The organism is Streptomyces roseoverticillatus (genome assembly GCF_000719265.1).
Classification (GTDB): Bacteria; Actinomycetota; Actinomycetes; order Streptomycetales; family Streptomycetaceae; genus Streptomyces; species Streptomyces roseoverticillatus.
On record NZ_JOFL01000002.1, the window covers coordinates 143,044 to 169,536 of the forward strand.

General features: G+C 72.5%; 21 protein-coding genes and 1 pseudogene. 7 read left to right on the plus strand and 15 right to left on the minus strand.

Translation table 11 applies throughout. The features are described 5' to 3' along the window. Positions 1-93 precede the first annotated feature (93 nt). A pseudogene (locus tag IF61_RS0102865) lies at positions 94-1,473 on the plus strand (alpha-amylase); the annotation flags it as partial. A gap of 140 nt (positions 1,474-1,613) precedes the next feature. Further along, positions 1,614-4,226 carry a pullulanase-type alpha-1,6-glucosidase gene (gene pulA, locus IF61_RS0102870; RefSeq protein ID WP_078659932.1) on the plus strand — a complete coding sequence of 871 codons (2,613 nt, stop codon included), beginning with the start codon at positions 1,614-1,616 and terminating at the stop codon, positions 4,224-4,226. A gap of 22 nt (positions 4,227-4,248) precedes the next feature. Here the strand turns inward: pulA and IF61_RS0102875 are convergent, their stop codons facing one another. From IF61_RS0102875 to sph, 11 genes are all read right to left on the minus strand, one after another. Continuing rightward, a complete protein-coding gene (locus IF61_RS0102875) occupies positions 4,249-4,950 on the minus strand; it encodes a TetR/AcrR family transcriptional regulator (protein ID WP_043187681.1) in 702 nt (233 codons plus the stop codon). 84 nt (positions 4,951-5,034) lie between these two features. Next, positions 5,035-6,978 carry a hypothetical protein gene (locus IF61_RS0102880; RefSeq protein WP_052392350.1) on the minus strand — a complete coding sequence of 648 codons (1,944 nt, stop codon included), beginning with the start codon at positions 6,976-6,978 and terminating at the stop codon, positions 5,035-5,037. A gap of 76 nt (positions 6,979-7,054) precedes the next feature. Then, positions 7,055-7,861, minus strand: coding sequence for a tyrosine-protein phosphatase (locus tag IF61_RS0102885; protein ID WP_030364589.1), 807 nt, complete (start codon positions 7,859-7,861; stop codon positions 7,055-7,057). 292 nt (positions 7,862-8,153) lie between these two features. Then, positions 8,154-11,381, minus strand: coding sequence for an alpha-N-acetylglucosaminidase (locus IF61_RS0102890; protein WP_078659933.1), 3,228 nt, complete (start codon positions 11,379-11,381; stop codon positions 8,154-8,156). A 160-nt stretch (positions 11,382-11,541) separates the two neighbouring features. Next, positions 11,542-12,189, minus strand: coding sequence for a LuxR C-terminal-related transcriptional regulator (locus tag IF61_RS0102895; protein ID WP_030364591.1), 648 nt, complete (start codon positions 12,187-12,189; stop codon positions 11,542-11,544). 60 nt (positions 12,190-12,249) lie between these two features. After that, a complete protein-coding gene (locus IF61_RS0102900; RefSeq protein WP_030364592.1) occupies positions 12,250-13,551 on the minus strand; it encodes a sensor histidine kinase in 1,302 nt (433 codons plus the stop codon). Positions 13,552-13,767: 216 nt separating this feature from the next. Further along, positions 13,768-14,385: a winged helix-turn-helix domain-containing protein gene (locus tag IF61_RS0102910; protein ID WP_030364593.1), complete on the minus strand. Its 618-nt coding sequence runs from the start codon at positions 14,383-14,385 to the stop codon at positions 13,768-13,770. 102 nt (positions 14,386-14,487) lie between these two features. Further along, positions 14,488-14,616, minus strand: coding sequence for a hypothetical protein (locus tag IF61_RS37400; RefSeq protein ID WP_268829747.1), 129 nt, complete (start codon positions 14,614-14,616; stop codon positions 14,488-14,490). Positions 14,617-14,773: 157 nt separating this feature from the next. Beyond that, the gene (locus IF61_RS0102920) at positions 14,774-15,772 is read right to left on the minus strand and encodes a DUF6891 domain-containing protein (protein ID WP_030364594.1); all 999 of its coding nucleotides are present in this window, start codon (positions 15,770-15,772) and stop codon (positions 14,774-14,776) included. Positions 15,773-15,927: 155 nt separating this feature from the next. Next, a complete protein-coding gene (locus tag IF61_RS0102925) occupies positions 15,928-16,995 on the minus strand; it encodes a S66 family peptidase (RefSeq protein WP_030364595.1) in 1,068 nt (355 codons plus the stop codon). A 34-nt stretch (positions 16,996-17,029) separates the two neighbouring features. After that, complete coding sequence (gene sph, locus IF61_RS0102930; RefSeq protein WP_030364596.1) at positions 17,030-18,007, minus strand: sphingomyelin phosphodiesterase; 978 nt, start codon at positions 18,005-18,007, stop codon at positions 17,030-17,032. A 157-nt stretch (positions 18,008-18,164) separates the two neighbouring features. On the opposite strand from sph, the gene IF61_RS0102935 reads away from it, so the two are divergent. Continuing rightward, entirely contained in the window at positions 18,165-18,791 is a 627-nt protein-coding gene (locus tag IF61_RS0102935) for an HAD-IA family hydrolase (protein ID WP_030364597.1), read from the plus strand. A gap of 71 nt (positions 18,792-18,862) precedes the next feature. Further along, complete coding sequence (locus IF61_RS0102940) at positions 18,863-19,618, plus strand: SDR family NAD(P)-dependent oxidoreductase (RefSeq protein ID WP_052392351.1); 756 nt, start codon at positions 18,863-18,865, stop codon at positions 19,616-19,618. A gap of 90 nt (positions 19,619-19,708) precedes the next feature. On the opposite strand, the gene IF61_RS0102945 is transcribed toward IF61_RS0102940, so the two are convergent. Beyond that, positions 19,709-21,562, minus strand: coding sequence for a glycoside hydrolase family 15 protein (locus tag IF61_RS0102945; protein WP_052392352.1), 1,854 nt, complete (start codon positions 21,560-21,562; stop codon positions 19,709-19,711). An 82-nt stretch (positions 21,563-21,644) separates the two neighbouring features. Then, a complete protein-coding gene (locus IF61_RS0102950) occupies positions 21,645-22,019 on the minus strand; it encodes an ArsC/Spx/MgsR family protein (RefSeq protein ID WP_030364600.1) in 375 nt (124 codons plus the stop codon). Positions 22,020-22,139: 120 nt separating this feature from the next. Between IF61_RS0102950 and IF61_RS0102955 the strand changes: the two genes are divergently transcribed. The 3 genes from IF61_RS0102955 (at position 22,140) to IF61_RS0102965 (ending at position 24,272) form a co-directional block, all read left to right on the plus strand. Continuing rightward, positions 22,140-22,421: a hypothetical protein gene (locus tag IF61_RS0102955; RefSeq protein WP_030364601.1), complete on the plus strand. Its 282-nt coding sequence runs from the start codon at positions 22,140-22,142 to the stop codon at positions 22,419-22,421. Positions 22,422-22,580: 159 nt separating this feature from the next. Continuing rightward, the gene (locus IF61_RS0102960; RefSeq protein WP_030364602.1) at positions 22,581-23,336 is read left to right on the plus strand and encodes an SDR family oxidoreductase; all 756 of its coding nucleotides are present in this window, start codon (positions 22,581-22,583) and stop codon (positions 23,334-23,336) included. A 42-nt stretch (positions 23,337-23,378) separates the two neighbouring features. Continuing rightward, positions 23,379-24,272 carry a DUF8017 domain-containing protein gene (locus IF61_RS0102965; RefSeq protein ID WP_030364603.1) on the plus strand — a complete coding sequence of 298 codons (894 nt, stop codon included), beginning with the start codon at positions 23,379-23,381 and terminating at the stop codon, positions 24,270-24,272. 15 nt (positions 24,273-24,287) lie between these two features. Here IF61_RS0102965 and IF61_RS0102970 read toward each other — a convergent pair whose 3' ends face one another. Together IF61_RS0102970 and glnA are read right to left on the minus strand one after the other, a co-directional pair. Further along, complete coding sequence (locus tag IF61_RS0102970) at positions 24,288-24,665, minus strand: hypothetical protein (RefSeq protein ID WP_030364604.1); 378 nt, start codon at positions 24,663-24,665, stop codon at positions 24,288-24,290. 172 nt (positions 24,666-24,837) lie between these two features. Then, complete coding sequence (glnA, locus tag IF61_RS0102975) at positions 24,838-26,247, minus strand: type I glutamate--ammonia ligase (RefSeq protein WP_030364605.1); 1,410 nt, start codon at positions 26,245-26,247, stop codon at positions 24,838-24,840. Positions 26,248-26,493 lie beyond the last annotated feature (246 nt).

The following is a 26,493-nucleotide window of genomic DNA, read 5'->3' on the forward strand; positions in this document are numbered from 1 at the left end:
GCGGCAGGTTCCGGTTGGCTTGCGAACGGCTTGCGCAAGAACCTTCATTGCTGCCGCGCCGCTCCACGCATCCCCCACCTCCAGGAGCTCGGCATGCCTTCGACACCCCGAAGAGCCCTCGCTGCGGCATTTGTTCTCGCGGCCGCCGCCACGGCGGTCTCCGCCCCGCCGGCCGGGGCCGCCGCGCCCGGCGACAAGGACGTCACGGCCGTCCTCTTCGAGTGGAAGTACGACGCGGTCGCGAAGGAGTGCAAGGACGTGCTCGGGCCGTCGGGTTACGGCCACGTCCAGGTCTCCCCGCCGCAGGAGCACGTGCAGGGCCCGCAGTGGTGGACCTCGTACCAGCCGGTGAGTTACGCGATAGCGGGCCGGCTGGGCGACCGGGCCGCCTTCGCGAACATGGTCAATTCATGCCATAGCGCGGGCGTCAAGGTCGTCGTCGACGCCGTCATCAACCACATGGCCGCCGGCTCCGGCACCGGAACTGGCGGCTCCGCGTATACGAAGTACGACTACCCCGGCACGTACCAGCGCCAGGACATGGACGACTGCACGGCCGTCGTCAGCGACTACCGCGACCGCCGCAACGTCCAGGACTGCGAACTCGTCGGCCTCGCCGACCTCGACACCGGTGAGGAGCCCGTCCGCGCCCGGCTGGCCCAGTACCTGAACGACCTGCTCTCGCTCGGCGCCGACGGCTTCCGCATCGACGCCGCCAAGCACATCCCCGCGGCCGACCTCGCCGCCATCAAGGCGCGGCTGAGCCGCAGCGGCGTGTACTGGAAGCAGGAGACCATCTACGGCGCCGGAGAAGCCGTCCAGCCCGAGGAGTACCTCGGCACAGGCGACGCCCAGGAGTTCCGCTACGCGCGCGACCTCAAGCGGGTGTTCCAGCGCGAGCGGCTCGCCTACCTGAAGAACTACGGCGAGGGCTGGGGCTACCTGCCCGGCGGCCGGGCCTCCGTCTTCGTCGACAACCACGACACCGAGCGCGGCGGCGACACCCTCACCTACAAGGACAGCGCCGACTACACCCTCGCCAGCGTCTTCATGCTCGCCTGGCCCTACGGCTCGCCCGACGTCCACTCCGGCTACGAGTTCACCGACCGCGACGCGGGGCCGCCCAACGGGGGTGCGGTGAACGCGTGCTGGCAGGACGGCTGGAAGTGCCAGCACAAGTGGCCGGAGATCCGGAGCATGGTGGGGTTCCGGAATGCGGTGCGGGGCGCGGCGGTCACCGGTTGGTGGGACAACGGCTACCAGGCGATCGCGTTCGGTCGCGGCGACAAGGGCTATGTCGTCATCAACCACGAGGGCTCCGCGCTGACGCGCACCTTCGAGACGGGGCTGCCCGGTGGCGATTACTGCGACGTGCAGAGCGGACGACGGGTGACGGTGGAAGCGAACGGCCGCTTCACGGCCACTGTGGCGCCGAACACGGCGCTGGCGGTGCATGTGGGCGCGCGTACGTGCGGTTGATTTTCCCTTGACCCCTCCCACCTCAGCCCGGCCGGCGTTTGAGGCCAACGGGTCCGGGGCGGAGCCCCGGTTACGGGAAGGGGCGGGTCAGGGGAGAGCTCTGTCTTTGACCCCAGCCAAAGGAGCACCGTTCCGTGAAACGCCTAGCCGCACTCGTGGCGGCCGCGATCGCCTTCCCTCTGGCCGGCACCGGCACCGGCGCCGCCCAGGCCGCCACCCCGCCCCCCACAGGGGCAAGGGTCCAGTGGATCGACCACACCACCGTCGCCTGGCCGAAAGGCCTCGGCGACCCCACCCACCCCCACCGCCTCCTCCACGACGGCGGCAGCTTCACCCTCACGCCAACCCCCGGCGGCCTCACCCCCGCCCAGCGGGCGAAGTACCCCCACCTCGCGGGATACGACGCCTACCGCGTCAACGCGACCCCGGACCAGGAGCGAACCGCCCTCCGAGGCGCCCTCACGGCCGCCGCCGGCGACGTCACCACCGGTGTGCAGACCCCCGGCGTCCTCGACGACCTGTACGCGGCCGCCGCCGGCAAGGCGACCCTCGGCCCGTCCTTCCGCAACGGCCGCCCCACCCTCTCCGTCTGGGCCCCCACGGCCCGGAACGTGGCCCTCGAACTCGACGGCCGCACCATTGCCATGCACCGCGACGCCGCCGCCGGCGTCTGGAGCGCCACCGGCACCCGCGACTGGACCGGCAAGCCGTACCGCTACGCGGTCACCGTCCACGCCCCGGCCGCCGGCAAGGTGGTCACCAACCTCGTCACGGACCCGTACTCCACGGCCCTGACCGCCGACTCCGCCCGCAGCCTCGTCACCGACCTCGCCGACCCGTCCCTGGCCCCGCCGGGCTGGCGCGGCCTGCGCAAGCCGAAGGCCGTGCCGCTGCGCGACGCGCAGATCCAGGAGCTGCACATACGCGACTTCTCCAGCGGAGGCGGAAGTCAGGGCCAAGGCAGAGGCCAAGGCCAAGGCGGCTACCTCGCCTTCACCGACCGCACATCCCCCGGCATGCGCCACCTGACGACGCTCGCCGCCGCCGGCACGTCCTACGTACACCTCCTCCCCGCCTTCGACTTCGCCACCGTCCCCGAGCGCCGCGCGGACCAGGCCACGCCGCCGTGCGACCTCGCCGCCCTCCCCGCCGACTCGGACCGCCAGCAGGAGTGCGTCCGCGGCACCGCCGCGCGCGACGCGTACAACTGGGGCTACGACCCGCTGCACTACACCGTCCCCGAGGGCTCGTACGCCTCCGACCCGGACGGCCCCGGCCGCACCCGCGAGTTCCGCCAGATGGTCCAGGGTCTGGCCGGCGCGGGCCTGCGCACGGTCATGGACGTCGTCTACAACCACACCGCCGCGGCCGGGCAGGACGACAAGTCCGTCCTCGACCGGATCGTGCCCGGCTACTACCAGCGCCTTATGGACGACGGCGGCGTCGCCACGTCGACCTGCTGCGCGGGCACCGCGCCCGAGCACGCCATGATGGGCAAGCTCGTCGTGGACTCCGTGGTCACGTGGGCGAAGGAGTACAAGGTCGACGGCTTCCGCTTCGACCTCATGGGCCACCACCCCAAGGCGAACATCCTGGCCGTGCGCAAGGCCCTCGACGCGCTCACCCCGGCCAAGGACGGCGTCGACGGCAAGTCCGTGATCCTCTACGGCGAGGGCTGGAACTTCGGCGAGGCCGCGAACGACGCCCGCTTCGTCCAGGCCACGCAGAAGAACATGGCCGGCACCGGCATCGCCACCTTCTCCGACCGCGCCCGCGACGCCGTCCGCGGCGGCGGCCCCTTCGACGCCGACCCCCGCATGCAGGGCTTCGCGTCCGGGCTCCTCACCGACCCCAACGCCGCCCCGCAGGGAACCCCGGCCGAGCAGCGCGCCCGGCTCCTGCACGACCAGGACCTCCTCAAGGTCGGCCTGACGGGCAACCTCGCCGGCTACCGCTTCACCGACTCCGCGGGCCGCGGCGTCCGCGGCGCCGACGTCGACTACAACGGACAGCCCGCCGGATACGCGGCCGCCCCCGGCGACGCCCTCGCCTACGCCGACGCGCACGACAACGAGACCCTCTACGACGCCCTCGCCTTCAAGCTGCCGCAGTCCACGTCGCCCGCCGACCGGGCCCGCATGCAGGTCCTCGCCATGGCCACGGCCGCCCTGTCCCAGGGCCCGGCGCTCTCCCAGGCCGGCACGGACCGGCTGCGCTCGAAGTCCCTGGACCGCAACTCGTACGACAGCGGCGACTGGTTCAACGCGATCCACTGGGACTGCGCCGACGGCAACGGCTTCGGCCGCGGCCTGCCCCCGGCCCGCGACAACGAGGCCAAGTGGTCCTACGGCCGGCCGCTGCTGGCGGACCCGGCCCTGAAGGCCGGCTGCGGGCCCGTCGAAGCGGCCTCTGCCGCCTACCGCGACCTGCTGCGGATCCGTACGACGGAGAAGGCGTTCGGCCTCGCGACCACCGAGGCGGTCCAGGCCGCGCTGTCGTTCCCGCTGTCCGGCCCGGACGAGACGCCCGGCGTCGTCACCATGCGCCTCGGTGACCTGGTCGTCGTCTTCAACACGACCCCGCAGCCGCAGGACCAGCGCGTTGCCGCCCTCTCCGGCAGGCCCTACGCCCTGCACCCGGTGCAGGCGTCCGGCGCGGACACCGCCGTCAAGGCCGCGGCCTACGCGCCCGCGACGGGCACGTTCACCGTCCCCGCCCGGACCGTCGCCGTCTTCAAGGCCGGCTAGGGCATCCGGAACCGCGGGTGCGTCAGCGGGCCGGCTGAGGGGCCGCCGCGCCGAGCCGGTCCACGAGGTCCGCGAACGGCCCGTGGGCCGGCTCGTCCTCCAGGAGGCGGTGCAGCACGGCCGCCATGTCGTCGTCGCCGGCCGCGCCGACGGCGGCGAGCGCCGCGAAGGCGTGGACCAGTTGCACCTCCAGGTCGCCGCGGGGGACGCGGCGGCCGTCGAGCCAGAGCAGGGCCGTCGTCTCCGTGAGGGAGATCCAGGAGCGGAGGGCGAGCTCCAGGCGCGGGCCGGGGGAGGGGATGCCCAGGTGGCCGAGCATCTCGTCGTACGCGGCCCGCCGCACCTTGTTGATCAGGGCGCACGTCCGGCCGGAGCCCGCCACGGGACCGCCGCGCACGAGGGCGGAGAAGCCCGTGCCGTGCTCCTCCACGAAGCCGAAGAAGCGGCCCATCACGCGCAGCAGCCGGGCGCCGAGGGGGCCCTCGCGGGGCTCGTCGAAGAGGGCCGCCAAGTCCTGGGCGGCGCGGCTGAGCGCGGCCTCGTAGAGGCTCTGCTTCCCGGGGAAGTAGTGATAGACGAGCGGCCGGGAAATCCCGGCCGCCGCTGCGATCTCGTCGATGGAGACGTCATCCGGTGAACGATGGCCGAACAGCTCGAGCGCGACCGAGATCAGCTGCTCACGGCGCTGCTCGACACCCATCCTGCGACGTATCCCGGTTTTCATGGCGGTCATCTTAGGGCAGACCGGAAACCGTCATCCTTCCCTGGTTTCCGCTCTGCTGACGCTATTTCAGCTCTTGGACCGGCGCTATCGCAGAGTGGAAATCCGCGTTCCGTCGGCGAGGCGGGCGCTCAGCTCGGCCTGGGCCCCGGCCTTGGCCGGCACGGCCAGCCGGTCGCCGGCGGCGGTGCCGTGGACGCCGCCCGTGGCCGTGATGGACCGGACGTCGCCGTCGCCGGCCGCCAGGGCGTACCACGTGCCGCTCGCCGCCTTCCACAGGACGCCCGCGAGGACGTGCGGGTCGCGGGCCCCGCAGGCGGGCGAGGACTCGGCGCGGGCGACGACGCTGGCCGGCGCCCCGGCCCGCGTGCCCGGCGGCTGGAACAGGGCCAGCGCCCGGCTGCCCGCGCCCCGCCACGTTTCGGCGCGGGTGCACGTCCACTCCGCGCTGCCGGCCCCGCCGGGGAGCTGCTGGGCCGCGAACGGCCAGGCGTTGACCGAGCGCACGCCCTGGCCCCGCATGGTCTGCAGGTGACAGGCGGCGTGGGCCCAGCCGGCCCGGCCCCGGTCGCCGCTGACATCGCGGGCGGCGGCGGGAGTGCCCGCGGTGAGGAGGGCGGGGGCCAGCTCGCCGAGGTCGGTGACGAGGTGGCCGCCCATCTGCAGGGCGGGCCAGCCGTCGCAGTCGTTGCCGGGGGCCGGGCTGGGCGTCGGGTCGGTCACGCCGTCGGCGTCGCGGCGCAGCGGGATCGGGGCGTCACCGGGCTTGAGGAGGTCGCGCACGGAGACCTCGTCGACCCAAGGAGCGGTCAGATAGCGGACGTTGTTGTCGGCGCGGCCCACGACGACGGCCGTCGCGCTGCCGGCGTCCGCGGCGTCCGTCCGGGCGAAGTCCAGGGCCGCGGCGCCGGTGTCGCCGTCCTTAGACTCGGCGTAGCGCACGACGCGCAGGCCGTCGTGGAGCAGTACGACCGCGGCCTGGCCGACCTCGCCCGCGAACAGCAGCTGGGGCGGGCCGGCGGCGGGCCCGGACGGGGTGCCGGGGGTGGCCGTGACCTGCACCGAGCGGCCGGGGCGCGCCCACACGGCGAGCGCGCGGTGCAGCAGCTCCTCGTCGCCGAGGCGGTTGCCGCGGGCGGGCCATGCGGCGAAGCCGGGGCGGTCCGCGGTCTTCCAGGCGCCGGGCGCCGCCTTCGTCAACTTGGCCGGGTCGAGGGCCTGCTGCGCCGCGGCGTTCTGCGCGTAGGGCGGGGCGGCGGCGCCGTCCGGGCCCCAGCCGTTGCCCGGCAGGGCCACGAGGACCCCGCACACCGCTGCCGCCGCGAGGGCCGCGAGCGCCGCCCGGGTGTGGTGCCGGCGGCGCATCAGATCCGTGGGCCGGGCCTGCAGGGAGCAGGGGTCGAACTCCATCGACTCCAGCAGCGAGGCGTCCCGGCTGCCCGCCGGGGCGCGCAGCCCGTCCGCTTCGAGGACCGCCGCCCCCGGGTCCTCGACGCCCGCCGCGGCCAGCACCTGCCGGACGTCACGGTCCGCGGGCAGCTCCAGGGCGCGGAGCACGTACGCCGCCCGGCCGGGGCCGGAGAGGCCGGACAGCGCCTGGTCCAGGGCGAGCTCGTCGGCGCCGCCCGAGCGGGGGAACAGCCGCAGCCCCCACACCTGCGGCAGCAGCGGCGGCAGCTGGCCCGGGCGCGGCAACTGCCAGCGCCCGCGCGGCAGGCCGGCCTCCAGCGCCGACCGCAGTACCCGCAGCCGCACGTAGGAGTAGCCGGGGTCGGCGGGGGAGCCGCCGGGCCCGCGCGGCGCCGGCACCGGGAGCCCGGCCTGCTCGTCCGCCGCGACGCGGTTGCGCGGCAGGGCGCGCTGGACGAGGGCGTGCGCGGTCAGCACGCGGCGGTTGCGGCCCAGCGACGGCGGCAGGACGAGGTACCCGAGGCGCACCAGGCGCGGGTAGTGCTCGATGAGCGCGGCCTCGGCCTGCTCGACGTCGACGGGGGAGGGGAGGGGGCGGGGGGCTGTCGCTTGCTGCTCCACGATCCATAGAACGAGTGAATGGTGAGATGGTCACCTCACCCCTCCGCGCCCCCCGGCCCCGCCCCTCGCGGGGGCCTCAGGCGATGCAGCGCGCCCGGATGCGGTCGACGGCGTCGTCGGGGATGCCGAGGCCGTCGCGGACGTACGCCTCCACCCCGCCGTAAGTGCGCTCCATCTCCTCCAGCGCCGCCGTGAGGTACGCCGAGCGCACACCGAGGATCGCGTCGGCGATCTCCGGGTCGCCGCCCGCCGCGGTGAAGCGGTCGCTGAGCGGGGCGAAGGCGGCCCGTACCGCCGGGTTCACGGCGAGGTACTCGGCGCGGACCGTCTCCTCGTCCGCGCCCAGGAGCAGCAGGATCACGGCCGCCGCCCAGCCCGTGCGGTCCTTGCCCGCCGTGCAGTGGAACAGCAGCGGGCCGCAGTCCGGCTCGGCGAGCGCCGACAGCAGGCGGCCGTAGGCGGAACAGGCCGACTCCGAGGTGACGAAGGAGCGGTACGAGTCGCAGAGCAGCTTCTCGGCCTTGCCGCTGCCCAGGTGCTCCTCGGCGAGGGCGGGGCTGCCCAGCACGGAGTCGAGCCTGGCCGGCACGTCGTCGCCCGAGGCGGCGGCGCGGGCCGCCGCGCTGTCGGCCATCACGTCCGCGACGATCAGCCGGGCGCCGTCCGGGACCTGGTCGGGCCGCTCGTCCCGCTCGTGCTCGGTACGCAGGTCGACGACCGTGTGGATGCCGAGGGCGGCGACCGCCGGGTCGGTGGCGGGGTCGAGCCGGTCGAGCTGGCCCGAGCGCAGCAGCAGGCCGGGGCGGACGGCGGAGTCGCCGGTCAGCGCGATGCCTCCGAGGTCGCGGAGGTTGATGATGGTCGAGGCGTCGAACTGCGGCATGCGGGCGTCTCCTGTGTCTGTAGCGCACAGCGTGTCTGATATTGCTCAGATATTTGCCGTTTATCTACCGTTATTGTGCCTAACAGAGCCCGAGCCCGCGCCTGCGGGGGCGCGTCCGCTGTTCACCAGGCCGTACGGGTCCGGTGGGACCGGCACCGCCGGACACCGCCGTGGGGGCCGATCGCCGCTGCGGCGGAGACGAGAGGCCGGGCCTCTCGACCGCTCGCCGGCGAAATCTCCCGCCGCGACGGTGCGCAACCATGACCGGGGATACCGGCGGTCCCGAACCGGCCTAACGGGCCGTCCCCGCCCCCTGCGGCAAGCGGCCCCCTACCGACCAGTCGGCAAACTGAGCCAGCCCCCGCGCCCCGCTGCCGTCGTTCCCTGCCGTCAGGAACAGGCCCACGTCCTGGGCGGGAGCCACCCCCGGCACCCTCGCCGTGGCGACCGGGAGCCACGTCGTGCCGTCCGTGGAGTACTCCGCGGTGAACACGTCCGGCCCCGTGCGCGTCAGCCGCAGGGAGACCGGGGCGCGGACGCCGGCCACCTGCCGGTAGGCGTCGAACAAGCCGTCGCCGTTCGCGTCGTACGACAGGACGACGCCCTGCCCGGGCGTCAGCGCGAGGTTCACCGCCCCCGCCGACCCCCGCGCGCCGAGCGCGTTCCGCGCCATGATGCCCGCGCGGGCCCAGCTGTTCGTGTCGGTCTGGCTGAGGACCCGCACGCCGACGGCCGCGCCGGCGCCCAGCGCGCCCGCCCGGTACACCGCGCCGAACTCCTCGGTCCGCTTCCACAGGTCGTCGCCGGAGCCGTCGATCCCGAAGCGGTCCTCGCCCAACTGCCCGAAGACGGCCGCGTTGTTGGTGACCGTCCGCCAGCCGTCGGACAGCGGCCCGGCCACGAACAGCGTTCCCGCTCGCACGGCCCGCACGGGCTCCTCGCCCTGCGGCCCGTAGCGCGCGCTCACCTCGTACGGCAGCGGCTGCAGCGGCCGTTCCAGAGGTCCCGCGGGGGCGGTGACGCGCCAGCGTGCCGACACCGTGGCGCCGGGCTCCAGCCGCGGCACCGACGCGGGGCCCTGCGCTTCGGCGGGCAGCCCCGTCACGGCGAGGTCGACGCGGCCGGTGGCGCGGAAGCCGTTGACGTTCGTGAGCGAGGCGGAGAGGGCCGCCGTGCCGCCGGGCGCGACGGCCACCGGGTCGAGCACGGTCGCGAGCGCCCCCTGGTAGGGCGCGGCGGCCAGCGTGTCCCGCACGCGCACCGCCGTGCGGTACGGGTCGCCCGCCGGCCGCACGGGGTGCTCGGTGCGCTCGCGCGTCCAGAACTCCTCTATCGTGAACCAGTCCACGGCCCGCGGCGCCCGCCCGGCCCGCAACGCGTCCTCCAGCTCCTCCAGCCAGCGCCGCCAGCGCGGCAGGTAGAAGTCGCCGACGAGGCCGTGCCAGTCGCGGCTCCCGTAGTCGTGCAGCCTGCCGCCGTCGGACGTGCTCCGCGACCCCCACACGGTGATGAGCACGCGCGCGGTGCGCTCCAGCTCGGCGGCCTCGTCGGCGCCGGAGCCCATCGCCCGGGCGGCCGCGGTCCAGGGGCCGAGCATGAAGGCCTTGTGCGTGCCGGCGATGTCGTCGGCGAGGCGCATCAGCTTCAGCCACAGCGCGGACAGCGCGCGGAAGGCGGCGCGGTCCTTGCGCGCGTACGCCTCCTTGAGCTGGGGGAGGAGCACCCGGCTGCGGTGGGCGACAGCCTGCCGGGCCACGTCGACCAGGTCGTAGCGGTACGTGTCCGCGCCGCGCAGGCCCGCCGCGACGCCGAGCAGCCCGCCGAGGGCGGCGTCGAAGCGGACGGGGTCGTAGGCGGGGGCGCTCGGCGCGTACTCGGCGGCGCGGTCCGCCCCGAGGGCCGGACGGGCGGCGAAGAGGCTGTCGTGCGGGTCGCTGCGCTCGGGGGCGTTCTGCCGGTACGCGGTGTCGCCCAGCACGGTCCACGCCTCCCGCGCCGCCTTGTCCGCACGGCCGTAGCGGAAGGCCGCGTAGGCGCCGAACCACTGGGCCCGGCCGGGCGCGCTGTCCAGCCACGCCAGCTCGGAGAAGTACTCGAAGGCGGCCGGGTCGCGGTCGGCGCCCTCGGGCATGTACGCCGTGCCGGCCAGGGCGCTGCCCGGCTTGTCGCGCCACGCGAAGAACCGCTCGTCCCACACGTGCGTCTTGGCGCCGAGCGTGGTGCGCCCGCCGTAGTTGGGGATGCTGCCGAACGCGTACGGGGTGCCGCCCCAGTCCTTCTCGCGGTCGGGCACGCCCGTGAAACGGTCGGAGACGCCGTCGACGATCAGCATCCGCCGGCGGTCGACGGCGCCGAGCAGCTCGGGCAGCGGGTTGTCCTCCCAGCCGACGATCACCCACGTCGCGTCCGGGTGCGCGGTGCGCAGGGCCTGCTCGACGGCCCGGGCGGCGGCCGCGACGGGCACGTCACCCGCGGTGCCGCCCTCGTGCAGCAGGTCCATCTTGTAGTGCTGCGCGGGGCCGAGGAGACGGGTCTGGTGCCCGTAGAAGGAGGAGGCGACGCGGGCGAACGCGCCGGAGCGCGGGTCCAGCCAGTCGGGGCGCCGGAAGCCGTGCCAGGTGCCCTGCGGGACGACGCGCGCGTCGGCGTTGCGCGCGGCGAAACCTTCCGGCACGGAGCCGTAGTAGCCGGGGAGCACGGGCGCCATGCCCAGCTCGCGCAGCCGTGCGGTGATCCGGGCGCCGAGGGCGGCGCGGGAGTCGATGAGCTTCTGGCCGAGCGGGCCGCCGTAGCCGCTGAGGTTCGAAAGGAGCCACCACGGCTGGTGGGAAGGGGCGGGCAGCCAGTCGCGGGCCTCGGCGTCGCTGTAGCCGAAGTCGAGGAGGACACGCTGGTAGACCGCTTCGTGCCCGCTTATGACGAGGACCTCGTTGCAGCCGTGCAGGGCCAGGACGTCGATCATCCGTTCCCAGTAGGGCCAGTCGGCGTACGGGAAGGTGTAGCCGTCGTTGGTGTCGTTGAGGGCGAAGCGGTGCCGGAGCCTGCTGGATCGTTTCAGCGGGCGGGCCGGGGCGGGCAGGCCGCGCGGCAGGTCCACGTGGCGCGCGCCCCAGGTGATGTGCGCCCCGCACACGTATTTGAGGTACCAGTGCACCCCCGTCAGCAGCACCGCCGGGCTCGTGCCGGCGACCTCGATCCGCCCCGTGCGGCCGGTCACCTCGAACCGGTCCTCGTCCCCGGTGGCCGCGAGCGCGGTCAGCCGGAACTGCTCCGCGTGCCCCTTGCCCAGCAGCCGCACGAGGGCCGCCGCGGCGGGGCCTGCGTCGAAGGGCGCAAGGGCCGCGGCCCGGGCGGGCGGCGCGTGGGTAACGGCGAGGGCGGCTCCGGCTCCGAGCGCACCGGCGGTCCCCAGCAGCAGGCGTCTCGACGGCCTCGGCTGATCGGTCGGCTGGTCTGTCGTCTGATCTGTCGTCTGGCGGGGCGTCTGGCGGGGCGTCTGACGGGTCGGCTGATCGGTCATGGCGCTCTCCACTGTGCTGAATGCGACAACGGACGCGTGCGCGGCGCACGTTAACCGGCGTCACCAGAGGGAGCAATGGGGCGCGCTCGGCGTTCAGCCGTGATCGGTCGGCCGGTCGGCCGGTCAGCCTCCCGGCCGGTCAGCCCTGGCCGGGAGGCGGTCAGCCCCGGTCGAGATACGCCAGCACCGCGAGGACGCGGCGGTTGTCGTCGTCGGACGGCGGCAGACCGAGCTTCCCGAAGATGTTCGACGTGTGCTTCGCCACCGCCCGCTCGGTCACGTGCAGCTGCGCGGCGATCGCCGCGTTCGACCGGCCCTGGGCCATCAGCTCGATCACCTCCCGCTCGCGCGGCGTCAGCCGGCCCATCGGCCGGTCCTGCGCCCGCCGCGACAGCAGCTGCGAGATGACCTGCGGATCCATGGCCGTGCCGCCCGCCGCGACCCTGCGGACCGCGTCCACGAACTGGTCGGCGTCGAAGACCCGGTCCTTCAGCAGATAGCCGACGCTCCCGCTGCCGTCCGCGAGCAGCTCCCGCGCGTACAGCTGCTCGACGTGCTGGGACAGCACCAGCACCGGCAGGCCCGGCGTCTCCCGCCGCGCGGCGAGCGCGCACTGCAGGCCCTCGTCGGTGAACGACGGCGGCAGCCGTACGTCCACCACCGCCACGTCCGGCCGCAGCTCGGCGAGGGCCCGGGACAGCTCGGGGCCGCTCTCCACCGCCGCCGCGATCTCGAAGTCGTACGCCTCCAGCATCCGGACCAGGCCGTCCCTGAGCAGGAACAGGTCTTCGGCGAGCACAACGCGCAACGGGCACTCCAGCGTCTGCGGTTCAGGTGGGGTTCGCCCTCATCGTCGCCGACGCACGTGTCAGCGCAAAGCGCAGGGGATCTCCATCGTGACCAGAGTGGGACCGCCCACGGGGCTGCTCACGGCCAGGACGCCGTCCAGCGTGCCGATGCGCCGCTCGATGCCGGCGAGCCCGGAACCCGCCGGACGCTCCGCCCCGGCCGCGCCTCCGGCCGGGACGCCCGCCCCGCCGCGGCCGTCGTCCGTCACGGAGATCCGCAGCGTGCCCTCCGCGTGGTGCACGTCGAGCCACACCTGCCGGGCCCCCGAGTGCTTGGCGGCGTTGGTGAGCACCTCGCTCACCGCGAAGTACGCCGCCGTCTCGACCGGCTCCTCCGCCCTGCCCGCCAGCTCGACGTCCACCTCGACGGGCAGCGGCATCCGCAGGGCCAGGGCCCGCAGGGCGTCGCCCAGGCCGCGCTCGGCGAGCACCGGCGGGTGGATGCCCCGCACCAGGTCGCGCAGCTCGGTCAGGGCCTCGGCGGAGTCGGCGCGGGCCGCGGCGACGAGCTTCTTGGCGCGGGCCGGATCCTTCTCGATCAGGGCCTCGATCGTTCCCAGGCTCATGCCCATGGCGACCAGGCGGGCCTGCGCCCCGTCGTGCAGATCGCGCTCGATGCGGCGCAGCTCGGCCGCGGAGCTGTCCACCGCGTCGTGGCGGGACTCGGTGAGCCGGTCGACCCGCCGGGCCAGCTCGCGCTCGCGGAGGGTCGCGTGGGTCGGCTGCAGCAACTGCTTGGCCAGCAGGAAGTCCGCGCGCAGCAGGGGCCGGGCGATGAGGACGCCCACGACGCCCCAGACCAGGCCGAGCGCGGCCGCCAGGTTCGCGGTGGACTGGTCGGTGATGTGGACGAAGGTGAACCACAGGCCTCCGCCGGCTTGGTCGATCGGCTTCCAGACACCGAGGGCCAGCACAGCGCCCCAGGGCAGGTAGAGGACGAAGGCGGGCGGCAGCAGGGCCAGCACCGTGCCGGCCGTCGCGTCCACCAGCAGCCACAGCAGGTCGCGCCAGGTGGCGGGGTCCTTGAGCAGGGCCGTGCAGAGCTCCACCTGACCCGCGAGGCCGCGGCGCCGGGCGGGCAGCGGACGGTACGGCTCGGGGATCTCCACGCCCGCCCACGTCTTCGCCTGGCGGCGGCGCAGGGAGGCGTGGGCCCGGAGGGCCGCCACGGCCACGGGGGTGGTGAACAGGCCGATCCCCAGCACCGTGAACACGATCGAGAGCACGGTGAGCACGAACAGCAGGATCGACGTCGCCATGCCGAAGATCGCCAGCCACAGGCCGCGCGCTGCCGTCAGCAGTGCGCTGCTGATCTTCTTCATCCGGTGTTCCCCCTGGTGGTGCGCTCCCGGGCCCGCACCTCGGGCCCGGGAACCAGTGTGGACGACCGCGGCATGATCGTCACGGGGGGTGCCGCCCCGGCCATGGTGTACCTAGCCCCCCTCTGAGCTCGGCCTTTACCTTCGGAGCCGTGGCTTCCGGGACCGCCGGGCCTGCTGGGACCACCGGGCTGGGGGGCCGGGCCGGGGAGCGCCGGATCAGTAGCCGGCCGGCGGCGCGTACTTGTAGCCGACCCGGCGGACGGTCACGATCGACGCGCGGTGCTCGGCACCCATCTTGCGGCGCAGCCGGGCCACGTGGACGTCCACGGTCCGGCCGTCGCCCACGTGACCGTAACCCCACACGGTTGTCACCAACTGGTCGCGCGTGTGCACCCGGTGGGGGTGCGCGACCAGGTGGGCCAGCAGCTCGAACTCCAGGTACGTGAGGTCGAGCGGGCGCCCGGCCACGCTGGCCGTGCGCTGCTCGGGGTCGATGCTCACCAGCGCGTCCCCGTGGGTGGCGGCGGGCGTGGGCTCGGGGGCCTGCTGCTCCGCCGGGACGAGCACCAGATAGCCGATCATCGGCGGCTGGCCGGGCAGCGACGGCACGGTGTGCTGGGGCGCCGGCATCCAGGTGGCCGCGCCGGAGTGCAGCAGCTCGGCGACCGGCGGCACCTCGTCCGGCGAGACGGCCCGGAGCCGGTGGCGGTGCGCGGTATGCGAGGGGTGGGCGGCGTGCGGGGAGCGCGGCGCGGCGTGCGGGGCGGCGGACGCGGCCGTGGCGGTGGCCGCGGTGGACGGGACGGGCACGGTGAGGGTACGGAGGTTCGTCATGGAGAGCTCAGCTCTTTCGCGCGAGAGACCGTCGAGGGGACGTGCATGTGCGCGGGGCCGTTGGCCGGGACCGGGGACCGGCGGCTGACTTCGACGTGGGGGTCAGCGGGAGGAGAGGGCCTGCGCGGAGGTCGCGCGGCAACACACTCGGTCGAAGTCGTCGTGCTGACGGGAAGGCCAGAAGGGCTCGAGGTCGAAGCGACCCGTCGCGGTGTTCTGGAAGCTGGCCATGCCCCTATTGAAGCATGACCTGCGACGGGACAGCAGACTCCGGGGGCAGGCGGATACGCGACCTTGGCGTGATGCCCGCCACCCGTGAAGGGCCCGGAAAATACGGAGCAATCGACTCCGGAAAACGGGGGCGGGCGGACCGGCCCCCGTGCGGCGATCACGCCGCCGGCAGCCGCCTGCGCCACTCCAGCGGCTCGACCCGTATCGCCCGGTCCGGATCACCGTCCCACTTCACGGACAGGCCGGCCGTGGTGAGAGCGGCCACGACCTCCCGCCCCACGGCGGCCGCAGTCTCCTTGCCGCCCTCCTCGCCGTCCTTCCCGTCCTCCCCGTGAGCTCCGTAGGTCAGCAGGAGGCCGCCTCCGTCGGCGGCGTGCCGGGTGTCGTCGTAGTAGAAGAAGACGAAACCGTGGTCGCCCTCGGCGGCCTCGCCGCCGATCTCCGTGAAGGCGCAATTGCCGCAGCAGGCGAAGTGCATCCGGGCCGTGACACCGCTGCCGTTCAGCGCCGCGAACGCCGCCGCGACCCGGTCCGCGTCGGTCACCTCGGGCCAGCCCTCCTGCTCGGCCAGCCGCTCGCGCCACAGGCGGCGCACGATCCGGCGGGCCGCCGGCACGGAGAGCGGAGTGCCGCCGTCGGCGTGGAAGTGGTCGGAAACGGCCTCGGTGATCTCCTCGGCCGTGCCGAACCCGCACCGGATCATCCGGCCCGCCTCTGCCTCCGCCTCCGCCAGCAGCTCCGGATCCGAGCCGGGACCGGGCTCCTCCTCCGCCGGAAACCGGACCCGCTCCCACGCGTACCCGTCCGCCCACCCCTCCTCGCCCCGCGCCCACGCCACGAACACGGCCGTCACCTCGCCGGCGCTCTCCATCCGCACCCCGAAGTGCCGCTCGGCCGTGCCCTCGCGGTACTCCACCTCGTACGGCCCGTCGCCCTCGTGCCAGGTCTGGATGTAGTGGTCGCCCCCGCCCCCGGCGTCCGCGCCGCTTTCGGCGTCCTCCGCGCCCGCCGCCCGCTCCGTGCGCTCGACGACCGCGAACCGGTCGCCCTCCCCGCCCAGCCGGGCGATGATCCCCGCCAGCTCCTCGGCGCCGACGTGCGAACGGACCTCACCGGACTCGGTGTTGACGGTGATGGGCAGCGTCGATGGCAGCATGGATTCCCCCCTTGCTGAAGGGCCGTCCCCCGTTCGGCGACCCGCGTAGGAAGAATCCTGGCACCCACCACTGACAACGAGGCGTGCCGGCCCGTACGCGAGGTCCGTACGTGGCGGTTCAGTACGTGGCGGTTCAGTACGTGACGGTGATCCGGTCAGTACGTGACGGTGATCCGGCGGGCCGGCCCGTCCACCCGCACCACACCCCCGTACGGGATCACCAGCTGCGGATCGGTGTGCCCCAGGTCCACGTCGAACACCACGGGCATGCCCGGCACGTACGCGTCCAGCGCGCGCTCCACCGCCTCCCGCTGCGCCCGCCGGTACGCCGCCGCGTCCTCCCGGCCCAGCGGCCGCTGGAAGGACCACGACTTCGCCCGCCCCATCAGCAGCGCGGAGAACTGCCGCAACAGCCGCCGCTCGCCCATGCAGCGCAGGATGCGGAAGACCTCCTCGGCCGGCGGCAGCTCCTCCGAGGTCTCAAGGAACAGCACGCAGCCCGCGTACGCCTCCGGCGGCCCGATCTCCCGGTCGGCCATCAGCAGCCACGACAGCACTTCGAGGTTGCCGCCCCAAGCGGCGCCTTCCACCGCGGCGCGGCCGGGATTGCGCCACGACCAGTCGTCGCAGGGCGCGAGCACGGGCTCGCTCGCGAAGGTTCCCGGGTCGTCCCAGGGCCGGTCGATGTCGTTGGAGGCGCCCGGCGCGGTCAGTTCGTACGGCCCGGGGGAGAACAGCGCGGCCCGCAGCGACTCCGCCGTCCGGGGGTGCAGCGCACCGGGCCGGCCCAGCTCCACCATCACGCTCGCGCCGTGGAATCCGACGATTCCCGCGTTCCACAGCCAGGCCAGCAGGGCGGTGTTGTCGCTGTAGCCGAAGAACGGCTTGGGGTGCGCCCGGACCAGTTCCCGGTCGAGGTGCGGGAGCACCGTGATCTGATCGTCCCCGCCGATGCTGGCGAACACGGCCCTGATGTCCGGGTCGGTGAACGCCGCGTGCAGATCGGCGGCCCGCTCGGCGGGACTCGCCCCCATTTTGCGGGTCGCCGGGTATTCCACCGGAATCAGCCCGAATTCCGACTCCAGCCGCCGCAGCCCGAGTTCGTACGGGCGGGGGAAGAGGCCCGGCAGCCCCGACGACGGCGAGATCACCGCGACGTGGTCGCCGGGCCGGGGCTTGGGCGGATGACGCCGGGGCGCGGGCGGAGGCTCGGGTGCGTCCATGCGCCACACCCTAGGCCGGTCCGCGCCGGCCGGTTCAGGAATTCCCGGCGACGACCGGGTAGTGGTCGCTGAGGTTGGTGTAGGTGTACTCCTTGCCCCAGCTGGAGACGGTCCACGGCGCGGACGATTCCTTGACGACCGTGTTCTTCCAGGACGCCGGGCGGGCGTGACCGTTGCGGTGCAGGACGTAGTCGAGGTCCTCGCGGCCGTCCGTCGGATAGCGGTAGGCCGCGATCGAATTCTCCTTCGTGTCGAAGGAGTACGGGTGTCCGGTGCGCTCCGTCGCCGGTGCGAGATCGGCATTCGCGAGCATGGACGCGTATTCGCTGCCGTGCGCGTCCACATTCAGGTCGCCGGCGACCATGACCTGCTCGTTCGCGGGAATGTTCTTCGCGTCCAGGAAAGCGTCGATCTGGCGGAACTGCTTCGCTCGGTCGGCAGCCGCCTCCCCCGCCGCGCAGCCGCTGTCGGTCGACTGCGCGTGCGTGCCCACCACGTGCACCTTCGCGCCGTTCACATTCAGCACGACGTAGGCGAAACCCTTGTTGGACCACCAGTCCGCGCCGCACGCGTCCTTGAATATGACCTGCTCCTTGCGGATGATCGGCCACTTGCTGAGCACCGTCACCCCGCCGTCCTCCGGAGTGGTGGAGGAGTAGTTCCCGCTCGTGGCGTCCCAGCCGTCCTTGCTGCGGCCGACGACCGGCGTCTGGTACGGGTACGAGCCGGCCGCATTCGCCTTCAGCGCGTCGGAGGCGCCGTTGTCGAACGCCTCCTGCAGGACGACGACGTCATTTCCCCGGAAGAATCCGGCGGCCGGTATCTCCCGGGCGCGGTGGTCCTGCCCCCAGTTGGGGTACAGGTTCTTGCTCATGAGGAAGGTGTTGTACGTCAGCACCTTCAATTCCGGAACATCGGCGGTCGTGGCGGCCTGGGCGGCCGTCTGCGGCGCCGCGACGGCGAACGCGATGGCGGCGAGCGTGATCGTGAGCGCGGGCTTGAGGTTCGGCATGGGCAACATCAAATCAGCCACTGTTACTTCCCGACATCCTTATGGTGATCAATTCCCCTACGCGGGGAGACGACTTCGTGTCGCGACCGCGCATGAGTCGTTGAGTGCGTTGGAAGAGTGGAAGAGATGCGGTGCCCGACCACCGTGAGGAGTTCTCATGCCCCCGCCCCTGCACCAGGGTCTCGTGCTCGATTTCGGCGGCGTCCTGACCAGCCCGATCGCCGACTGCACCCGGGCCTTCTGCCAGCGCGAGGGCCTCGCCCCCGACGCGTTCCTCCAGGTCATCTCCACGGACCCGGAAGGGCGTGAGATCTACGCGCAGCTGGAGCTCGGCCGGATCGGCCAGCCGGAGTGGAACGAACGCACCGCGGCGCTGCTCGGCGTCGGCTCCGACAACCTGATCGGCCGGGTCCTCGCCGACCTCCGCCCCGAGCCGCTGATGCTCGCGGCGGGCCAGGCGGCCCGCCGCGCGGGCGTGAAGGTGGGCATCCTGTCCAACAGCCTCGGCTCCGGCCCCTACGACCCCTACCGGGGCTACGGCTTCGACACCCTGTACGACGGCGTGGTGCTGTCGGGCGACCACGGCGTCCGCAAGCCGGAGCCCGGGATCTACCCGCTCATCCTGAAGAAGCTGAACCTGCCTGCCGAGGCCTGCGTCTTCGTGGACGACTCGGCCCGCAACCTGCCGCCTGCCCAGGACCTCGGCATGACCACCGTCCTGGACGCCGAACCGGCGGAGACGGTGAAGAAGCTGGAAGAGCTGTTCGGGCTCCCGCTGAGGTGACCCGCCGGCTCCACCGGCTCCACCGGCCAACGCCGAAGAGCCGAAGAGCCGAAGAGAAGGGGAGTAGGGGAGTGTCAGTGCACGTCGAAGGCTCCACCGTGCTCGTGACCGGCGCCAACCGAGGCATCGGGCGGGCGCTCGTCTCCGCGTTCCTGGCGCGCGGCGCCCGGCGCGTCCACGCCGCCGCGCGGAATCCGGCCGCCCTGGAACCGGTCGTGGCCGAAGCCCCGGACCGAGTGGTTCCGCTGGCGCTGGACCTCACCGTGCCCGCCACCGTCGAAGCCGCGGCGGAAGCGGCGTCCGACGTCACCCTGCTCGTGAACAACGCCGGCACGCACGCGATGGGCCACCTCCTGGACATGGACCTCGGCGCCGTCGAGGGCGTGATGCGCACCAATTTCCTGGGCACCCTGCGCGTCCTCCGGGCGTTCGTGCCCGTCCTGGAGCGCAATGGCGGCGGGGCCGTCGCCAACGTCATCAGCATCGGTGCCTTCGCCGGCACCCCGTCGCTCGGCGGATACCCGGCCTCGAAGGCCGCGCTGCATCTGATGACGCAGGCCGTACGGGCGGACCTCGGCCCGCGCGGCATCGCTGTCCACGCCGTCTTCCCGGGGCCCGTCGACACCGACATGTTCGCCTACGCGGCCCGCTGCGAGCCCTCGTTCGGGGAGTTCCCGCCGGCATCCGCTGCCGAGGTGGCCGCCGCTACGATCGACGGCCTGGAGGCGGGCGAGGAGGACATCTTCCCGGACGCGTTCGCCGCCCAGGCCGGACGGGAGTGGAGGGCCGATCCGAAGGCCCTGGAGAAGCGGCTGACGGACATCTGACGGACGTCTGGCGGACGTCTGACGGGCATCTGATCTACGTCTGACCTGCATCTGATCTTCATCGGATGGCCATCCGCGGGCCGGTGCCGCTCAGCGGATGTGCCAGTGCCGCGCCGCCGGCCCGTGGTGCGTGGCCAGGGCGCGGTCCAGGTTCGTGGCGGCGCTGATCAGCGCGAGGTGGGTGAACGCCTGCGGGAAGTTCCCGAGCGCCTCGCCCGCGGGCCCGATCTCCTCGCTGTAGAGGCCGAGGTGGTTCGCATGCGTGATCATCTTCTCGAAGACATAGCGGGCCTCGCCGATCCGCCCGGAGCGGGCGAGCGCCTCGACGTACCAGAACGAGCACAGGTTGAACGTTCCCTCGCCGCTGTCCAGCCCGTCGCTGCCGTCCGTCCGGTAGCGGTGCACCAAGCTGTCGCTGACCAGCTCCTCCTCGATCCGCCGCACCGTGGACAGGAACCTCGGGTCCTTGGGCCCGGAGAACTTCACCAGCGGCATCACCAGCAGCGAGGCGTCCAGCGTCGGGCTGTCCGGGTACTGGCAGTACGCGCCGAGCTCCGGCGACCAGCAGCGGTCCTGCACGAACCGGTACGCGGCCGCGGCCGTGTCCCGCCACTGCTCGACGGGGGCCGGCATGCCGCGGTGGCGCGCGATGCGCATGGCCCGCTCGAAGGCGACCCAGGTCATCAGCGCGGAGTACGTGAAGCGCTGCCGGCCGCCGCGGGTCTCCCAGATCCCGTCGTCGGGCTCCTCCCAGTTCTTCTGCAACCAGTCGAGCTGGCGGGCGAGCGCCTCCCACAGCTCGTAGGAGATCGGCTCGGCGTGCTTGTTGTACAAGTAGACGGAGTCCATGAGCTCGCCGTGGATGTCGAGCTGGGTCTGGCCCGCCGCGGCGTTGCCGATCCGGACCGGGCGCGCGCCGTTGTAGCCGCAGAGGTGGTCCAGGACCGTCTCGGGCAGGTCGGGGCGGCCGTCGATGCCATACAGCACCTGCAGCCCGGTGCCGGGCGGGGCCTGCGCGCAGCGCTGGTGGAGCCAGTCGATGAACGCGGCGGCCTCCTCCGTGAAGCCCAGCCGCATCAGCGCGTAGAGCGTGAAGGCGGCGTCGCGGATCCAGGTGTAGCGGTAGTCCCAGTTCCGGCCGCCGCCCGGGGCCTCGGGCAAGGAGGTGGTCGCCGCGGCGACCAGGGCGCCGGTGGGCTGGTAGACCAGCAGCTTCAGGGCCAGCGCCGAGCGCTCGACCACCTCGCGGTAGCGGCCCCGGTACTGCGACTGCCGCACCCAGCCGTCCCAGTACTGCAGCGTCGTGTCCAGCAGCCGGGTGGCCTCCGCGCAGTCGAGCGGGCGCACCACGCCCTCCCGTACGGCCTCCGCCCCGTCCCACTGCACGGCGAGCTCCAGCGACTGGCCGGGCTCAAGCGTCACCGTCGCGCGTGCGGCGCCGTCGTCGCCCGGCGTCAGCGGCACGGACGAGCGCAGCGCGAGGAAGCCGGCCGGGCCCGCGAAGACGGCGCCCGCGCCCCGTACCGGGGTGACCGTGTGCGGGGCGCGGCCGTAGTCGAAGGCGGGCCGGCAGCACACGTCGATCACCGCCCGGCCGCGCAGCACGCGCACCTCCCGCACGATCTGGCGGGTGCCCGAGGCCGGGCAGGACGGGTGGTCGGGCACCATGAAGTCGTACAGCTCGGCCACCGAGCCCTGGCCGAGGAACCGGGTCAGGAGCACGTTCGAGTCGGGCATGTACATCTGCTTGGTGCGCTCCGTGTCGCGCACCGTGACGGAGAACGACCCGCCGCGGTCGGCGTCGAGCAGCGACCCGAAGACGGAGGGCGCGTCGAAGCGGGGCAGGCAGCACCAGTCGATCGTGCCGTCGACCCCGACGAGCGCCACGGTGTGCAGATCGCCGATGATCCCGTGGTCCTCGATGGGCAGGTAGCCGGGTTTCATGGGCCCCTCCTCGGCGGAGCGGCGTGCCACACCACCCGTTATACCGCCGGGGGAGGCCGGATGCCTGCTGTCAGCCCTCCCGTCAGCCGGTGGGCCGCGACCGCGCCAGGGCCTCCCGTACGGCCTCCTCCGTACGCGCCACGACCGCCGTGCCGTCGTCGGCGGTGATGATCGGCCGCTGGATGAGCTTGGGATACCCGGCCAGGGCCTTGATCCACTGCTCGCGCGCGCCCGCGTCGCGCGGCCAGTCCTTGACGCCGAGCTCCTTCGCCGCCGCCTCCTGGGTGCGCGTGATGTCCCACGGCTCCAGGCCGAGCCGGTCGAGCAGCGCGCGGAGCTCGTCCTCGCCGGGGACGTCCTCCAGATAGCGGCGCACGGTGTACCCGGCCCCTTCGGCATCGAGCAGGCCGATGGCGCTGCGGCACTTCGAACAGGCGGGATTGATCCAGATCTCCATGCCCCACACCGTACCGCGTACCCCTGTCAAATCCCGTCTGAGCTGGGGCGATTGTCAGTGGGGGGCGGTAAAATCGAAGGTATACGAGAGAGGTTGTGAACCCCCTCAGGAGGAACGCCGATGGCCGTAGCCGCACCCACTCTTCCCGATCTCCCGAGCCTTTCCACGCTGCCGAAGAAGCCCATGCCCGCGGGCCGCCCGCGCAGCTGGTACGAGTCCCACAACCGCCAGCTGAAGGCGATGCGCCTCGCGATCGCCCTCCTGCACTCCGGGGTGTACCGCCCGGAGCAGGCGAGCAACCGCCGGATACGGGCCACGGCGGTCCGCATCGGGGTCCACTCGCCCTCCGACACGACGTGCCGGGCGGTGCGGTCCCTCATCCACGACGCCGCCAACTACTGACAGCACTACTGGCAGCACCACTGACAGGCACCACCGGCAGACACCACTGACCGGTGCCCCTGACAGGAGGGGCGGGCCTCTCCCGGTGCCCGCATGCGAACCCCCGAACTTGCCCATAACGTGGCAAGAGGGTCGTCATGTCGTCACTGGGAGAGGCCCATGCCTGCTCGTACGCTCAAGGACAAGGTCGTCGTCATCGGCGGTGCGTCGAAGAACCTCGGCGGCCTCATCGCCCGCGAGATCGCCGCGGACGGCGCCAAGGTCGTCGTCCACTACAACAGCGACTCATCGCGCGACAAGGCGGAGCAGACCGTCGCCGACGTGAAGAAGGCCGGCGGCGACGCCTTCGCGCACCAGGGTGACCTGACGAAGGTCGCCGAGGTCGAGCAGCTCTTCGACGCGGCGGTGCAGGCGTTCGGCAAGGTCGACCACATGGTGAACACCGCCGGCATGGTCATCAAGAAGCCGATGACCGAGACGTCGGAGGAGGAGTTCGACAAGATGTTCGCCGTCAACACCAAGGCGGCGTACTTCATGATGCGCGAGGCCGCCAAGCGCATCGAGCGCGACGGCTCCATCGTCACCATCGTGACGTCCCTGCTCGCCGCCTACACCGGCCTCTACTCCGTCTACGCCGGCAGCAAGGCCCCCGTCGAGCACTTCACCCGCGCGCTCTCCAAAGAGCTCTTCGGGCGCAACATCTCGGTGAACAACATCGCCCCCGGACCGATGGACACCTCGTTCTTCTACCCGGCCGAGACGGACGACTCCGTCGCTTACCACAAGTCCTCGTCCATGAACGGCGACCTCACCAAGATCGAGGACATCGTCCCGTACGTGAAGTTCCTGCTGACGGACGGCTGGTGGCTCAACGGCCAGACCCTCTTCATCAACGGCGGCTACACCACGCGCTGACACGACCGGGCGCCGCGGGGCCGCCGCGTAGGCTTGCACCCCATGTGGCAAGGACAGCAGCCGCCGGGGCGTGGCGGATACCCGCAAGGCGGGCAACCGAATCCGTATCAGCAGCCGGGCCCGTACGGGCCTCCGCCTCAGCCACCGCGAGGCGGAGGAAACAAGACGAAGCTCATAGCCATCGCCGCGGCGACGGCCGTCGTCATCGCGGCGGGCGTCACGGGTTTCCTCGTCCTGGGCGGCGACAAGGACGCCGAGGCGAAGGACCCGAAGCCCGCCGAGCACAGCACGCAGCCCACCGCCTCGGCGAGCGCCGACAACCCCCGCGCCGACCACGACCCCAAGCCGGTCGTCCCCGGCTGGAAGGTCGTCACCAACCCCGCGAAGGGCGTCGCCTTCGACGTGCCCCCCGAGTGGGACCGCAAGCAGCCCGACTGGGTCACCTACGTCGCCGAAAAGGACGACCCCGAAGACAAGCCGCTCGTCGCCATGATGGCACCGGCGATGCTCAACCCGACGTGGTGCAGCTCCGGCAGCGGCGACAAAAAGGAAAACACGGCCCTCGCCGCGGCGGGCTCCCGCGGCGAGCACGCCGGCCAGGAACCGGAGGGCGCCGCCCGCGCGAACGCCGAGGCGTGGATCTACGGCTTCTACACCCAGCCCGACAAGAAGAAGATCAAGTCCGGCCCGGCGGAGCCGTACACCACCAAGTCCGGCCTGTCCGGCACCCTGGTCTCGGCCTCCTCCTCGGGCGCCCCGAAGAAGAACAAGTGCGACTCTGACGGCAAGGCCACCGCCTTCGTCTTCAAGAACCCCAAGGGCAACGAATACACGTCCTGGACGATCTTCGGCGCGAAGGGCGTGAAGGACGAACTCCCGGACGACACCCTCCGCAAGATCCTCAGCACCGTCCGCCTGATGGAGCCCCCGAAGTAGGGCGCCTCGCGGCCGTCAGGTGATCCGCCACGTGATCTCCAGGCGGAACGCCGGGTCGGCCGGGTCGAAAACGATCCCCGCGCCGCCGGCGCCCCGCCCGGGGAGCTTGCCCGGGGCCCCGGTGAACTTTTCCAGGCCGAGGACGACGCGCGCGGCGGACGCCGGGCCGTCGAAGGCCTCGACGAGTTCCTGACCCGCCCTGCCGTCCCAGTTGAAGTCCCCGCCCTGGGACGGAACGAAGACGCGGGCACCACGCCACGTTCCCCGCAACCGGGTCGCCCCGGCGGGGACGGTGTCGATGGTCATGTTGATGAACTGGGACCTGTTGGGGTTGTTCTTGACGGTGAGCTTCACGTCGACGTTGTATGCGGGGACGGCTGCTGCGTCGCTCATCCCGGGCCCCTTTCCTCGGCGTCCTCGGCCGAAAGGCGATTGAGGACATCATGGGGCGGGACGGGCACGGGCGGCGTTAGGCCGAACGGGTGAGACGGAAAAGCCGCCGGCCGTGCCCTTCCCCGAAAGGGAAGGGCACGGCCGGCGGAATTCGCTCTGACCCCTGGGGTTCTTAGATGTCGAAGTACATCTCGAACTCGTGCGGGTGCGGGCGCAGCTGGATCGGGGCGATCTCGTTGGTGCGCTTGTAGTCGATCCAGGTCTCGATCAGGTCGGAGGTGAAGACGCCGCCGGCCTGGAGGTACTCGTTGTCCTGCTCCAGGGCGTCGAGGACGGCCGGGAGGGAGGTCGGGACCTGGGGGACGTTCGCGTGCTCGTCGGGGGCGAGCTCGTAGAGGTCCTTGTCGATCGGCTCGGCGGGCTCGATCTTGTTCTTGACGCCGTCGAGTCCGGCCAGGAGGAGGGCCGAGAAGGCGAGGTAGGGGTTCGAGGACGGGTCCGGGGCGCGGAACTCGACGCGCTTGGCCTTCGGGTTGGAGCCCGTGATCGGGATGCGCATGGCGGCGGAGCGGTTGCGCTGGGAGTAGACCAGGTTGACCGGGGCCTCGAAGCCGGGGACCAGGCGGTGGTAGGAGTTCACCGTCGGGTTGGTGAAGGCCAGCAGCGACGGGGCGTGCTTGAGGATGCCGCCGATGTAGTAGCGGGCGGTGTCCGAGAGGCCCGCGTAGCCCTGCTCGTCGTAGAAGAGGGGCTCGCCGCCGGTCCACAGGGACTGGTGGACGTGCATGCCCGAGCCGTTGTCACCGAAGATCGGCTTCGGCATGAAGGTCGCGGTCTTGCCGTTGCGCCAGGCGACGTTCTTCACGATGTACTTGAAGAGCATCAGGTCGTCGGCGGCGGCGAGCAGCGTGTTGAACTTGTAGTTGATCTCGGCCTGGCCGGCGGTGCCGACCTCGTGGTGCTGGCGCTCGACCTGCAGGCCGGCCTTGTCCAGCTCCAGGGAGATCTCGGCGCGCAGGTCGGCGAAGTGGTCGACCGGCGGGGCCGGGAAGTAGCCGCCCTTGTAACGGACCTTGTAACCGCGGTTGTCCTCGACGGCACCGGTGTTCCAGGCGCCGGCCTCGGAGTCGATGTGGTAGAAGGACTCGTTCGCGGCGGTGTTGAAGCGCACGCTGTCGAATACGTAGAACTCGGCCTCCGGGCCGAAGTACGCGGTGTCCGCGATGCCGGTCGAGGCGAGGTAGGCCTCGGCCTTCTTGGCGATGTTGCGCGGGTCACGGCTGTACTGCTCGCCCGTGATCGGGTCGTGGATAAAGAAGTTGATGTTGAGCGTCTTGTCCCGGCGGAACGGGTCCATCCGGGCCGTGGACAGGTCCGCGCGCAGGGCCATGTCGGACTCGTGGATGGCCTGGAAGCCGCGGATCGACGAGCCGTCGAACGCCAGCTCCTCGTTCGGGTCGAAGGCCGCGGCCGGGATCGTGAAGTGCTGCATCACGCCAGGCAGGTCGCAGAATCGGACGTCGACGAACTTGACGTCCTCATCCGAGATGAACTTCTTGGCCTCGTCGGCGTTCTGGAACATCCAACTCCTCCTAGCCCGGCCGCACGCGGTCGGGGATTGCTTCGGTGGCGCGGTCCGTATCGCACCGGCGCGCTGCGGCCGACCCTAGAGAGACGGGATTTCCCGGGCATGACCCATTTGTTTCGCCGAGGTTAACCGGGGTGCGGCCCGGATGTGCCATGAAACACGCACGGGGAACGGATCGGGGAGCGCGGGCGGGCGACCCCCGGGCCGGGGGGTACGAATGCGGGCGCAGTACCGTGGACG